Annotated in this window: 13 protein-coding genes and 1 pseudogene; 7 read left to right on the top strand and 7 right to left on the bottom strand. The window is 37.3% G+C overall.

What is annotated here, in order from left to right; all coding sequences use genetic code 11:
• Window positions 1-47 precede the first annotated feature (47 nt).
• The 5 genes from JCM14932_RS03695 to JCM14932_RS03675 form a co-directional block, all read right to left on the bottom strand.
• Window positions 48-362 (bottom strand): hypothetical protein, encoded by a 315-nt coding sequence (locus JCM14932_RS03695; RefSeq protein WP_025023683.1) that lies wholly within the window; start codon window positions 360-362, stop codon window positions 48-50.
• 23 nt (window positions 363-385) lie between these two features.
• Window positions 386-688, bottom strand: coding sequence for a hypothetical protein (locus tag JCM14932_RS03690; RefSeq protein WP_025023682.1), 303 nt, complete (start codon window positions 686-688; stop codon window positions 386-388).
• 112 nt (window positions 689-800) lie between these two features.
• Window positions 801-3545 (bottom strand): transglycosylase domain-containing protein, encoded by a 2745-nt coding sequence (locus tag JCM14932_RS03685; protein WP_025023681.1) that lies wholly within the window; start codon window positions 3543-3545, stop codon window positions 801-803.
• Window positions 3546-3663: 118 nt separating this feature from the next.
• A complete protein-coding gene (gene pepV, locus JCM14932_RS03680; RefSeq protein WP_025023680.1) occupies window positions 3664-5061 on the bottom strand; it encodes a dipeptidase PepV in 1398 nt (465 codons plus the stop codon).
• Window positions 5062-5147: 86 nt separating this feature from the next.
• The gene (locus JCM14932_RS03675) at window positions 5148-6578 is read right to left on the bottom strand and encodes a glycerophosphodiester phosphodiesterase (RefSeq protein ID WP_025023679.1); all 1431 of its coding nucleotides are present in this window, start codon (window positions 6576-6578) and stop codon (window positions 5148-5150) included.
• Between the two features lie 65 nt (window positions 6579-6643).
• On the opposite strand from JCM14932_RS03675, the gene JCM14932_RS03670 reads away from it, so the two are divergent.
• The 6 genes and pseudogenes from JCM14932_RS03670 (at window position 6644) to JCM14932_RS03645 (ending at window position 10945) form a co-directional block, all read left to right on the top strand.
• The gene (locus tag JCM14932_RS03670) at window positions 6644-6979 is read left to right on the top strand and encodes a hypothetical protein (protein ID WP_025023678.1); all 336 of its coding nucleotides are present in this window, start codon (window positions 6644-6646) and stop codon (window positions 6977-6979) included.
• Window positions 6979-7589 (top strand): annotated as a pseudogene (locus JCM14932_RS14440) (metallophosphoesterase). Before JCM14932_RS03670 ends, JCM14932_RS14440 begins: the two are co-directional and overlap by 1 nt.
• An 8-nt stretch (window positions 7590-7597) precedes the next feature.
• A complete protein-coding gene (locus JCM14932_RS03660) occupies window positions 7598-8971 on the top strand; it encodes a bifunctional metallophosphatase/5'-nucleotidase (protein WP_025023677.1) in 1374 nt (457 codons plus the stop codon).
• Between the two features lie 17 nt (window positions 8972-8988).
• Window positions 8989-9546, top strand: coding sequence for a YutD family protein (locus JCM14932_RS16245; RefSeq protein ID WP_025023676.1), 558 nt, complete (start codon window positions 8989-8991; stop codon window positions 9544-9546).
• Window positions 9547-9567: 21 nt separating this feature from the next.
• Window positions 9568-10347, top strand: coding sequence for a TIGR01457 family HAD-type hydrolase (locus JCM14932_RS03650; RefSeq protein WP_025023675.1), 780 nt, complete (start codon window positions 9568-9570; stop codon window positions 10345-10347).
• On the top strand, window positions 10340-10945 hold the full coding sequence (locus JCM14932_RS03645; protein WP_025023674.1) for a TIGR01906 family membrane protein: 606 nt from the start codon (window positions 10340-10342) through the stop codon (window positions 10943-10945). The genes JCM14932_RS03650 and JCM14932_RS03645 overlap by 8 nt, the downstream gene beginning before the upstream one ends.
• A 29-nt stretch (window positions 10946-10974) precedes the next feature.
• Here the strand turns inward: JCM14932_RS03645 and JCM14932_RS03640 are convergent, their stop codons facing one another.
• Window positions 10975-11619, bottom strand: a complete 645-nt coding sequence (locus tag JCM14932_RS03640) for a DedA family protein (protein WP_162149786.1) — start codon at window positions 11617-11619, stop codon at window positions 10975-10977.
• Between the two features lie 93 nt (window positions 11620-11712).
• Window positions 11713-12705, bottom strand: a complete 993-nt coding sequence (locus tag JCM14932_RS03635; RefSeq protein WP_025023672.1) for an NAD(P)/FAD-dependent oxidoreductase — start codon at window positions 12703-12705, stop codon at window positions 11713-11715.
• An 80-nt stretch (window positions 12706-12785) separates the two neighbouring features.
• On the opposite strand from JCM14932_RS03635, the gene JCM14932_RS03630 reads away from it, so the two are divergent.
• A complete protein-coding gene (locus tag JCM14932_RS03630) occupies window positions 12786-13160 on the top strand; it encodes a CvfD/Ygs/GSP13 family RNA-binding post-transcriptional regulator (RefSeq protein WP_025023671.1) in 375 nt (124 codons plus the stop codon).
• Window positions 13161-13163: the final 3 nt, after the last annotated feature.

The raw sequence follows: 13163 nt of genomic DNA, 5'->3' as shown, positions 1-13163 counted from the left end.
ATAAAAAGAACCGTAACCTCATTACGAAGTTACGGTTCTTTTTGTGTTTACTTTTTGGTCGATCGACGTTCCTTAGCAGAACGGTAAATGAATACAATGCAGACGACAATGAATATTAACGTGATAATCGTATTGACGATCTCAAGGCTGGCAGGGATGCTGACGAAACCGATGAAGGTCGTGTAGATAGCGTATATTACGATCAAGCTTAATAGAATAGTGTCAGTTGTAATTAGTTTTTCTTGCTTGTTCCATTTTGAAAATAAATAAATTGCATAAATAACGATCAATAAGACAGTTATGGCAATTGTTATGACGTCTTTGGCCAATTCAGGACCAGTGGCGTTACTAAATGTGTTCATGATGCTTCCCCCAATAATATTAATTATTTACTATTTGATATTTTTTTCTGCTTACGTAGTTCCCATAAAATAACTACGATGTAGCCAAACGCCACTAATGAAAGCCCACCGGTCACGATTGAATTTAATTCGTAAGGTAGATCGACAAATCTTTCTAATAGTGAATACAAAATATTGATCATTACGATAGTAGCCAGTGTGAATGACTTATCCCAAAACTTGATGTTGTGCTTAATCTTGTAGATAGATACGATAACCATAAAGATTAGCAGTAGTACGGCGACTATGTATAGTGAGTTTTGTAAAAATATTGGACTAAAGTACATATAATTCTCCTTAATTCTGACAATAAGAATAACGTTTTCATTCTATCATTACTGGCTCATTAAATCGAATAAATATTTAAATAAAAAAACCAAACCCCGAAGGATTTGGCTTTTATTCACCGATTGTTTCTGTGGTAGCACCGCCACCACCAATCCCAGTTTCTGTTCCGGCACTGTCACCAGTTAAACCAGATTCATCACCGGTTGAAGTGGTCGAGTCGCCTGTAGATGTGGAGCCGGTTGATGAGCCACTTCCAGAACCACTCGAACCAGTACCGGTTTCACTTGTACCGTTGCTGGTGGTTGAGTTGGTTGTTCTAGAGTTAGTAGTACTTGAAGTAGTTGTGTTTGTTGTAACATCGGATGAGTCACTGTTATTAGTACTGTTGCTGAATCCTGATGTACGTCCGCTTCCGTTTTCTGAAGCTAATTCTTCAGCAGACTTGGTGGTTTCACCAACAGTTGTAACAACACCATAGCCATTGCTACGACCGAAGTAATTATTCCAGAATAGTTTGTAATTCTTGGACTTGGCTCCGATGGCAAAGTTGCCATATGACAATGACGTTGGATGTCCTTTGTAATACAAGGATGTAGTTGTATGCTGGTTAACTTTGGCCGTCATGCCGTTGTACTTAACGCTACCGGTCTTAGTACCAGTTTCCTTATCAACCTTGTAGCTCGTGACGCCATCTGGCCTCTTGAATTGCTTGTGGACATTCATGGCTTCTGGATCTTGCTTGTAAACAGCATTTGCCATTCGTGACCATAGTTCTTGGTTGATATCAGTTGAGTTGCTGGAGAGGTTGTAAGTATGACGAGCAAGGTTGTCATAACCGATCCATGAAGCAAGAGTAATGCCATCAGTACTACCGATGAACCAATTATCACGATAATCATTAGAAGTACCAGTCTTACCGAATAGGTTCTTAGTACTGAAGTTAGATTCATATGATACAGCTGAAGCAGTACCTTTAGTAACGACACCGTGAAGCATGTTCTTAATAATGTAAGAGGTTTGCTTACTGAAGACACGATTCTTAGATGATTTGTGAGCATAAATTGTTTTACCAGATGGGTCGCTAATTTTAGAAACCACATATGGATTAACATGGACACCTTTGTTGGCAAAGGTTGAGAAGGCGCTGGCTTGTTGAAGAACGGTCACACCAGTTGAAGTACCACCAAGTGTAATACCTAATTGGCTATATTCTTTGTCAGAGAGGTCAATTCCCATCTTCGACATGTATTTACTTGAATCTACGCCTTGACTTCTAATGTAGTTGTATAAGTTAACTGAAGGAATGTTATATGATTCCTCTAGCGTTTCACGTGCTGATACAAAACGGTTTTGAATCGTTGAGCCGTAATCAGTAGGTGCGTAGTTCTTAAACTTGGTCTTGAAATCGGCCAGCATTGTTTGTGATCCAATCAAGCCATTTTCAATTGCTGGTGCAAAGGTGATCAGTGGCTTGATTGATGAACCAGGTGATCTAGTTGAATAGAAAGCGTGGTTCGTTTGTGATTGTTTGAAGTTAACACCACCAACGAATGATAGAACTTGTCCAGTCTTATTATCGAGAAGTACAGAGCCGTTTTGAACAGGCTGTGTAAGTTTGACGTTTTTACCGGTGATTGGATCTGTCGTATTATCGGTGTGACTAGTACCAAGATTCTCTTTGTATTGTTGAGCTTGTTCGTTCATCGCAATGTAGAGATCTTTATTAAGAGTACTTTCAACACGATAGTGCTTGTTGTGCAATTCAGTATCAGCTTGTTCAGAATATTTTTCTAGTAGACTAGAGTCTTTCTTAACGTCACTGTACTTAAGACCATCGTTTTTAACTAAACGTTTTACCAAGATAGTTCTTGCTTGTTCAGTCAATAAATTATAAACATATCCATATTTGATAGTCTTAGTCTTAGCTTTTGCGGGTTTGCGGAAGTCACTCGCTAAGTCAAAGCTTTTAGCATCGTTGTATTGTGATTCAGTTATTTGCTTATCACGATACATCCGATACAAAACGACATCTTTACGTTTTAGGCCAAGTTTATAGTCGTCTTTGAACTTACCATGTGATTCTCCGTCAGTAGTGTATGGCGTATATACGGACGGACTTTGAGGAAGTCCAGCAATGAAGGCTGATTCAGCCAGGTTTAGATCCTTAGCATTTTTATCAAATAGACCTTGAGCAGCTGCTTGAACACCTTGAATATTTTGACCTTTGTTATTACTACCAAAGGTTGCGGCATTCAAATAGTCCTGTAGAATTTCATCTTTGGTGAAGTACTTGTCAACACGCATGGCCAAAAAGATTTCGACAGCCTTACGTTTCCAAGTAGTTTCAGATGAAAGCATCTGCATTTTGACAGTTTGCTGTGTCAAAGTAGAACCACCGGTTTGAGCACCGATACCAGTCACGTCAGAAATAATAGCTCTAAAAATAGATTTGGGAACGACACCGTTGTGACGATAGAAATCACTATCTTCAGTTGAGACGATGGCCTTCTTTAAGTATGGTGACATTTCAGATAAAGGTACGCTCTTACCAGTAAGGTCTTTTTGCAGATCTTCAACTTTTTCGTTGTTAGCAAAATACAAAGAAGTTGATTTGTTGACATCTTGCAGTTCTGATTTCATTTCCTGCTTAGTTGGTACGGCAACTTGATTGGTCAATGCCGAAACATATCCCATTCCAAGTCCAACTGCCAAACTGAGCATAATGAATATTCCTGCAATAATATAAAGAATAATTCGTCGAATTACTTCGATGGTTAAGTTAGCTTTAGTAGCAAAGTCAGACCAGCTTTTAATGCTCTTAAAGCTGGAGACTATGCTATTCCATAAATTTTTCACTTTTAAATAAGCCCCTTTAAAAAGTTACATACACCAATTATATAATAAAATTTTATAATAAGTGCAAAAACAAAAAAGTTCTATGGAAAGAACCTTCCACAGAACTTCTATTGAATGATTATTTTATTAATCTATAAATTGCGTCAGCATAGATTGCTGTTGCTTTGAATAGCTTATCTAAGTTGATATATTCGTTTGGTTGATGCATGACATTTTCGTCACCAGGGAACATTGCACCGAAGGCAACTCCGTGTTTGAGGATACGTCCATATGTGCCACCACCAACAGTGAATGGTTCAGTGTCATCATCAGTGTGATCACGATATGCGCCAACTAATGCTTGAACTAGTGGATCGTCAGCTGCGACGAAGTGAGGCAATTGGTTGTGTCCTTCGATTTCAGCAGTTACGCCATCTGGTAAAGCAGCGTTGATCTTCTCAGTCAATGTATCACCAGTATCACCCTTAGGATAACGGATATTTAGTAAGACACTAGCTTCTGAATCATTTAGGACAAAAATATCTGGTGTCATAGTTAAGTCGCCCATGACGTCATCAGTATTTTGAATGCCAAGCTTTGATCCCGCAAAGTCTAAGTGTAGATTATTTGCGATGAAACTAAAGTATAGTTTTTGACTGTCATTTAAGTCCAATTCATTTAAGAACTTAGCTAGGTATGTTGCGGCATTGATACCATTGAATGGTTCCATTGCGTGAGCACCCTTACCTGTTATGTTCAATGTGGCTAATTCTTCATTGATTTCGATACTGCCTTTGATGTCAGTATTTTCACTCAAGAAGTTGTTAAAGGCTGACTTGATAGTATCTACATCACCGAAGTTTAAGTCTAATTCGGCTGTGGCATTTTGAGGTACCATGTTAGGTCTGATTCCAGCTTCAAAGTTCTTGACGAGACCAGTTTCTGGAGTAGGGAAGTTAACTCTAAATGAGACGATACCTTTTTCACCGTTGATAGCTGGGAATTCAGCATCAGGAGAGAAACCTGTTTCAGGCATTGTTTCCTTTTCCATATAGTGATTCATACCGACCCATTCGCTCTCTTCGTCAGTACCGAGAATTAGGTCAACTTTTTTAGTTGTGGGTAGCTTGAGTTCACTGATGATTTTTAGAGCATAATATGATGCCAAACTTGGTCCTTTGTCATCACTTGCACCACGAGCATATAAGTTGCCATCTTTGATTACTGGTTCAAATGGGTTAGTCTTCCAACCCGGTCCTTCAGGTACAACATCGACGTGCCCCAAGATAGCAATCGTATCGTCACCTTCACCGAATTCAATTCTACCAGCAAGATTATCGACGTTCTTAGTATTGAATCCGTCTCGATCAGCAAAGTGTAAGAATGTTTGTAGTGCCTTTGCAGGTCCAGGACCTAGTGGATAATCACTAGTCTTGTGTTCGATATCTCGTTGACTATTGATGCTTACTAATTCAGATAAGTCGTTGATCAATTCGTCAGAACGATGTGCGACCTCTTTTTCCCAATCTATAGACATATATCTATAACCTCCGCATGAAGTGTTTTCATTTATAAATCATTTTACCAAATTTTACCAAACGTTGTTACTATAAGCCAATGTCATTAGATATGATTTATGGAATCGTTCTCAGTATCGAAAACAAAAGGAGCAATATTTTTTTGCAGTTTTCTTATGAGAACAGTGTTATGAAGCTGTTTGTTTTGGATAGGCTCCCATGATTTTTCTGTTTCCAGTAAATCAATATTTCTGAATCTTTGACTATCTGGCAAGTTGTGATAACTCAATTTACTGTTATTACCGAGGTAATTCTCGTCGACTAATTGAATCAGAACATACTTGGCTTGAATCCATCCGCCACTTAGTTTGATCCAAGTATTTCCACCATTCTTTTCTACTGTCTGGATTTGTTCAGCTTTATTTGCGTCCATCCAATCGATGATTTGCGACGATTTCTTAGGCTCAGAGTATAAGTAATTATTTGGTTGTTGACCGCGATAGATGGCTTTGGCACCAAAGTATGGTTTTAGTTCACCCAATTCGTAGTCCGGATTGAATCCTTCAGAGTTAGCAAACTTATTTTCACCTAACTGAACGTATTCTTCACCATTGAATTTGACGATATTGGTAATATGGAATCCGTCTAAGGGATGTACTGACTTATCAGTTTTTATGAGACGATAAGGGTTTTCATAAATTGGTTCATCTTTATTGCTCATGTAGTAGACATTTTGATTTATCGTCTGACTCTTTGATTTGTCCTTGAGGTTCCGATATTCATTACCGGTCGCAGGGTAGTTAGTTACCACACCATCGATTGGCATATTGATGACTGTATTCCATTTTTTTGGACTTTCGTTCATTTCATCCCATATGTAGACTGACTTTCCCATATAATGAAGAGTGTTAATGATTTCTGGAGTAACAATTTTAGATGAAAGATTAACGCCAGTCACGTAGGAGAGAACTTCGAAGTTAACTCGCTTGATAGTTCCGGCAATAAAGATGCGAGGGATGTCAGGCATTAGCTCAGCTTCATTTTGCAAACTCTTAGTAGAGAAAGAATGGAACATGACTCGCTTTTGCATTCCATACTTATCGATACAAGTTTTCAAAAGTTCCTCCATATTTTGAGGATTACCTTTGCTAGTTTTTTTTGTTTCAATCAGGAACTTTGCGTTAGGATTATCTTTGTAGTGAGCGAACACTTCGTCCAAACTATGGATCGGTTCGCCGTTCTTTTGTGTCAATTGGCTTAGTTCAGAGAAGTTGTGCTGTGAAACCACATAAGACGTTCCCGTGATACGTTCAAGATTCTTATCATGTGAGACAACTAAGACGTTATCCTTGGAAACATGCAGATCTAATTCAACGTAATCGGCGCCTTCAGAGAATGCCGTATTGAAACTTTGAAATGTTTCTTCTGGTGCTTTGATGGGATCACCACGATGTCCGATGACGGTAAATCCACTAGCGAATAAAAACATCATGCTAGCAAGTAACAAAGTAAAAAGAGATTTATTTCTAGAATTCATAATTAACTCCCTATGGAACTGAATATTATATACTTAATAAATAGTAATAACTGTGAGGTACAAAAATGGATAATGAAAAACTATCACTCGATATCATCGAGCAGATAACACGTAATGATGGCACAAAATATTATGAAATGGCAAATGTGCTTATGAATGGTCGTGCCGAGAAGGCGGCTGAGTTGGGATTTATTAAAGAAGTGAGAATTCTTAAGCTCAATATTCCACATTCATCAGCTGTAATCATTTATGAAGATTACATTAATGAAAATTATACCGTACCACCGATGAATATGTCCGAATGGATTGAATGGAAGAAGCCTGAAGGTCGAATTAGTGATGCGTTTAATGATATTCTAAAGGCAAATAAAATTATTTCAAAGGAAGATCAGGCTGAATAATGAATTATTTCATCGCGGATACACATTTTTATCATTATCAATTACTAGAGCCGAATAACTTTGCACCAAGCATTTCGGTGATGTTGATCAAATGAATCAAGCTATGATAGATGCCTGGAATGCTCGTGTTGATGATAATGATACAGTTTATCACCTAGGTGACATATCAATGCGTCCTCAGAACACGCCCACCAATGAAGATACTTATGCGATGTTGAAACAATTGAATGGTCATATCGTGTTGATCAAAGGGAATCACGATTATCGTGAGCTATTCAAATATTTGGCAAAGCGTAATCCCACAATGCCTGATGGTAAACTTAAGTATACCTTCGAGGATGTTGGTGCGTTATTAAAATTTGATCATCATCAATTTTATTGTACGCATTATCCAATGTTGTTGGGTAAGGTTGACAAGATTATCAACTTGCACGGACACATTCATCATTATAGTGTTCCAATCGCTGAAAATATCAATGTTGGTGTTGATGCACCAGAACGTGACTATTTGTCTGAAGATTTACCTTGGGGATCACCTTTACGTGGTGAAGAGGTTTTGGAAATGTACGATAAGAAAAAAGTTGATATTGCAAAATTGAATAGAAAGTAGGGGCTTGTATGGAAACTATAAAAATCATGCACACCAATGATCTACATTCTCATTTTGAAAATTTTCCAAAAATAAAACGATTTATTGATGATTCACGAAAAAATCATACTGAAGATGAATTCTTATTGTTTGATATTGGGGATGCAATGGACCGAGCACATCCTTTAAGTGAAGCGACTAACGGTCAAGCTAATATCAAATGGATGGATCAATTGCATTACGATGCGGCGACAATCGGTAATAATGAGGGACTAGGTAATAGTCGTGAAGATTTGAATCACTTGTATGACAATGCCAATTTTCCAGTTATTGTTGGTAACTTGTATGATAAGAAGAGTCAGGAATTAGCAAAATTTGTCAAACCCTACATTATAATAGAAACAAAAGCTCATACTAAAATTGGGGTACTAGGTTTCACTGCTCCTTATATTTTGACATATCCTCTATTAGGTTGGGATATTCGTTTGATTCAAGAAATGATGCCTAAGTGGTTAGATGAACTTAAGAAGCAAAAGTGTGATGTAATAATTTTGCTTTCACATCTAGGTGTTTCAATGGATCGCTTGATTGCTAAGAAACGTCCGGAGATAGACGTCATAATTGGTGCCCATACACATCACTTGTTTAAGAATGGTGAAATGGATAATGGGGTCTTATTAGCCGCGGCTGGTAAGTATGGTTATTACGTTGGAACAATCAATCTGACTTTGGACGATGACGGGCATATTGTCGATAAAAAGGCTGTCACACAACAGACGTCAGAATTACCAGAACTAGATGGTGATCAGGACTGGATTGATGCACAGTTCGCAAAAGGTGAAAAATTATTAGATGAAAAGAAAGTCGCCAATATTCCTGATGATATGAGTCAGGATTTTCAAGCAGATAATGCTGTTATTGAAGAGGGACTTGATGCTATCATGGATTATACCCATGCCGATGCGGGTGTCCTTAGCTCAGGATTATTTCTTGAAAGTTTGCATAAGGGTATAATTACTGAAAAGGACCTGCATGATATACTCCCACACGCGATTCATGCTATGAAAACAACGATGCGTGGGGCGGATGTTTGGCGTCTAATCATGGAAATGGAAAAAAATCGTCCTTATTTACGTAATCATCAGCAAAAAGGACAAGGTTTCCGTGGTAAGATATTTGGCGAACTAGTTTATCGTGGCATTACGATTGATGAAAAGAGAAATGTTTATATTAATGGTAAAGAATTACAGATGGACCAAGAATATAGTCTAGCTTTGCTGGATCATTATTTGTTTGTTCCGTATTTTCCTTCAATTGAAATTGTTGGACAAAATGAGATCCTTTATCCTAAGTTTTTAAGAAATGTCTTTGGAGATTATTTGAGTAAAAAATATCCATTGTAAATTGTGAGGTGAAATTTTTGCAAGAACCTGAGGAAAAAGAAGTTACTAAACAGGCGGATGTTATCGTCCTAGCCGACAAGCTTATTACTATCAATGGTGAAAAATACGATATCGTTGAGGATCATGATGGCGGTTTTGACCAAGAAAAGGTGGAAGAACGCTATAACACGGTCTTGGATAAGTATGATTATATTGTTGGTGACTGGGGTTATGAACAGCTTAGATTTAAAGGCTTCTATGAAGATGAACGAAAAGAAAGTGGGATCGACAATCGAATTTCTCACTTAGAGGATTATTTACTAGAGTATTGTAATTTTGGCTGTGCTTATTTTGTGCTTGAAAAAGAAAAGAAAGCACCGATTGCTAAGCATCACCGTGGACATCGTGGTCCGCGTAAGCAGACAGGAAAAGTTCATACTAGTCATAGTTCGAACCATGCTCCAACTCATAAGAAGAATCATAGTTTCCACACTACCAAGATTAATAAGAACAAAAAGGGAACTGTTACACAACATACGCATCATAATAAGAAGAAAACTAACAGTTCTACCAAAACACGTAATTTTAAAAATTAGAAAAATAGGTGAGAAGAGCTAATGAAAAAGTACCAAACATACTTAATCGATCTTGACGGAACAATGTACCGTGGTAAGGACAAAATTCCTGAAGCTAAAGTTTTTATTGATAATCTAAATGCTAATAATTTAGATTATTATTTTTTGACGAATAACACTACTAAGACTCCACAACAAGTTGCGGATAATTTGATGAATAATCATCAGATCACAGCTACCGCTGAACAAGTGATCACACCATCATTGGCAACTGCCGATTATGTTAAAGGGATGTTTGACGATGGTACTGAGAATCACTCAGCATATGTTGTTGGTGAATATGGATTGAAGAGTGCTATTTTTGGTACAGGAATCCAACTTAATGAAGTTGATCCCGATGTTGTCATTGTGGGATTGGACTATGATGTTACTTATCACAAGTTTGAATTAGCTACTTTGGCGATCAAACGTGGTGCATTCTTCATTGGAACCAACGCAGATACTAATTTGCCTAATGAACGTGGCTTAGTTCCCGGTGCTGGTTCAGTTATTTCATTAGTCGAAACATCAACGCAGCAAAAGGCCAAGTATATTGGTAAGCCTGAACGAGATATTGTTGACTTTGCAGTATCTGCCAAAGGATTCGATCCATCTACTGCAATTATGGTTGGAGACAACTATAATACTGACATCAAATGTGGTTTGAGTGCAGGACTGGATACTTTGATGGTTTACACGGGTGTAAGTACTCACGAAGATATTGCTACACAAGTTAAGAAGCCGACTTATCAAGTAGAAAGTCTTGATCTGTGGAATGTCTAATTTTCAGAAGGATACATTATATACGGTAATCATGGCCTTTTTTATCCTGACGCTGTCGATAACTGTAACTATATTTGCTAGTTACATTCTTTTTTATATAAGTATTGGCCAGTTTAATTTGGATCAGATAGTTTATATGAGTACAGGTCGAGTGATGCATAACTATAATCAAATGATGAATTATTTGATCAATCCTTTTCATTCAACATTTAAACTAGATGATTTTCAGTCATCTGCTGCAGGTAGATTACATTTTGCAGACTGTAAGAAATTATTTATGTTAAATTTTGGAGTTTTCATCGTTTCAGGAGCTTATCTTTGGTTTCAAAGAAAGAAACGAGTTTATTTTCAGAAGGTATTTAAGTACATTGCTATCGTTGGAGTAGTTTTGGTTGTGCTTATGATGGTTGACTTTGATGGATTCTTTGTTGTATTTCATGAATTATTATTTAGAAACAGTGATTGGTTATTTGATCCAGGTAAGGATCCAGTAATTAATATTTTGCCAGAACAGTTCTTTACAGAATGCTTTGTACTATTCTTCGTTTTATTTGAAGGATTGAATATTTGGAAATCTAGAGCCAAAAAAAGAAGCTAAGACGTTATGTCTTAGCTTCTTTTGCTGTCTTAAGCAGCTTTTTTCTTACGATTTCTCAAAGCAGTGATTAAAATTGGAATTAATGATACGAGTACAATTCCAAGAATGATCATTGAAAAATGTTCTTGAACTGCAGGTATGTTTCCGAAAAGGTGACCAGCTAATGAACAAACCAGTACCCAGAGGAATGCTCCAAGTACGTTGAATTCTAGGAACTTTCTGTAATGCATCGTACCACTACCAGCTACGAAAGGTACGAAAGTTCTGATTAGAGGGATGAAGCGTCCGATGGCAATTGTCTTACCACCGTGCTTTTCGAAGAAAGCATGTGCTTCATCTAAGTGTTCCTTGTTTATTAGCTTACTCAAAACTCGATTCTCGGTGGCAAACTTCCCAAAGTGTTCTCCTATTTCGTAGTTCATGGAATCTCCAATCACCGCAGCAAATAGGAATATAAAGAACAAGGCAATACTTGATAAGTCATATTTAGGATTGGCTGCTAATGCCATTGCCGCAAATATTAGTGAATCACCAGGTAGGAATGGAAGAATAACAACACCAGTTTCGATGAATATGATCAGAAATAGTATAAGATATGTCCAAAGTCCGAAGTTATTCACGATATTGACCATGTGGCTATCAATGTGCAGAATAAAGTCGACCAGACTCATTATGTAACTCAATCAATCAACTCCAAAATTTTCAAATTAAAATACATTATACCAGCTTAGCTTAAAATAACTTTAAAAGGTATAGGAAATTTAAAATTATTTCTCGAATAATGAAGTACTATGTGCGAAGTAGTCACGGCCAGGGTAGATATTACGCAAGGCTTTGGTTACTGCCATCGGAGCTTCAGCAAAGGCAGTTGCAAGTAATTGAAGTTTGCCAGGATAAGTAACAATGTCTCCAATAGCGAAGACATTTGGTAAGTTAGTCTCTAATTCCTGACTGACTTTGATGAATGGACCTTCTAGTTCAATATTCCAATCGCGTAGGATTTTGGAGTCAGACATGAATCCATAGTTGACCAGTAGCTTGTCAACAGTAATAACCTTGATGTCATCAGATTTGATCATTTTCAAAGTGACATCTATCTTACTTTTATCGTCAGCGTTGAATTGTACGTCTTTGATGATATAGGGATTGAGTTGTTCAACGGTCGAATTATTCAATTCATCAACACTAGTTTCCATAGCACGATATCTGTTTCTTCTATGAATGATAGCTGTATGCTTGGTTAGATCATTTAAGTGAATGGCCCAATCAACGGCGGAATCACCACCACCAGCAACCGCTAGATCCTTATCACGATATTCTTCCATGTCATTAACAAAGTAACTGAGGTTGCTCTTCTCAAGTGCCTTGTCATAATCAAAGGTCAATTTACGTGGTTTGAATGATCCATTACCGATGGCAATTATAATTGCACTACTATAGATAGTTTCTTTATTAGTAGATACTTTCCAAATATCGCCTTCCTGTGTTAGACCTGTTACCGATGTTTCCAGATATTCATCGCATTTCAGATTATGTAGTTGCTCGATCAGTTTGTTAGATACGTCGGTACCAGATATCTTAGAGTAACCAGGCATATCATAAATGTTCTTTTGAGCATATAATGTTTCAGGTTGACCGCCTAGTTTTGGTAAGCTTTCTATTAAAGCTACGTTTAGTTTTCTAAGACGAGCATAATATGCAGCATAGATACCTGCGGGGCCACCGCCAATTATTGTAATGTCATAAGTCTGTTTATTCATATCGTCACCAGTTTCTGTTATATAATGTTTATTACAATATATTGTTGCATAGATTCAGTACAAAGTTAATGGAGGAAGTTATGAAAATTGGAGATAAAGTATCCGGGACTATTTCCGGAGTTCAACCATATGGAGTTTTTGTTAATCTCAATAATGGAGAACAAGGATTGATCCATATCTCAGAATTGAAGCATGGCTTTGTTTCTAATATAGATAGTAACTATATGGTAGGAGATAAGGTCAATGTAGTAGTTATGGGGATTGATGAATACAACGGTAAGATAAGTCTATCTATACGTGCATTGGACAAACGGAAGATAGGAAGACCTATTTTACATAAACATTTTTGGACAAATTATAAGAACAAGATAGGGTATAAGACGATTCAACGCCAAAAAGATGGGTGGATAAATGAAGCTATGACGGCGATTTCGAAAGAAAAACAAAAAAAATGAACA

The organism is Companilactobacillus nodensis DSM 19682 = JCM 14932 = NBRC 107160 (assembly GCF_000615905.1).
GTDB lineage: Bacteria > Bacillota > Bacilli > Lactobacillales > Lactobacillaceae > Companilactobacillus > Companilactobacillus nodensis.
This window is presented reverse-complemented; position numbering and strand designations above follow the sequence as displayed.

What these genes read in the sequence shown, in the direction of transcription:
- JCM14932_RS03675 (WP_025023679.1), bottom strand. Translation starts at nt 6,578, where the DNA reads ATGAATTCTAGAAATAAATCTCTTTTTACTTTGTTACTTGCTAGCATG.
- JCM14932_RS03645 (WP_025023674.1), top strand. Translation starts at nt 10,340, where the DNA reads ATGTCTAATTTTCAGAAGGATACATTATATACGGTAATCATGGCCTTT.
- JCM14932_RS03670 (WP_025023678.1), top strand. Translation starts at nt 6,644, where the DNA reads ATGGATAATGAAAAACTATCACTCGATATCATCGAGCAGATAACACGT.
- JCM14932_RS03630 (WP_025023671.1), top strand. Translation starts at nt 12,786, where the DNA reads ATGAAAATTGGAGATAAAGTATCCGGGACTATTTCCGGAGTTCAACCA.
- JCM14932_RS03650 (WP_025023675.1), top strand. Translation starts at nt 9,568, where the DNA reads ATGAAAAAGTACCAAACATACTTAATCGATCTTGACGGAACAATGTAC.
- JCM14932_RS03635 (WP_025023672.1), bottom strand. Translation starts at nt 12,705, where the DNA reads ATGAATAAACAGACTTATGACATTACAATAATTGGCGGTGGCCCCGCA.
- pepV (WP_025023680.1), bottom strand. Translation starts at nt 5,061, where the DNA reads ATGTCTATAGATTGGGAAAAAGAGGTCGCACATCGTTCTGACGAATTG.
- JCM14932_RS03660 (WP_025023677.1), top strand. Translation starts at nt 7,598, where the DNA reads ATGGAAACTATAAAAATCATGCACACCAATGATCTACATTCTCATTTT.
- JCM14932_RS03690 (WP_025023682.1), bottom strand. Translation starts at nt 688, where the DNA reads ATGTACTTTAGTCCAATATTTTTACAAAACTCACTATACATAGTCGCC.
- JCM14932_RS03695 (WP_025023683.1), bottom strand. Translation starts at nt 362, where the DNA reads ATGAACACATTTAGTAACGCCACTGGTCCTGAATTGGCCAAAGACGTC.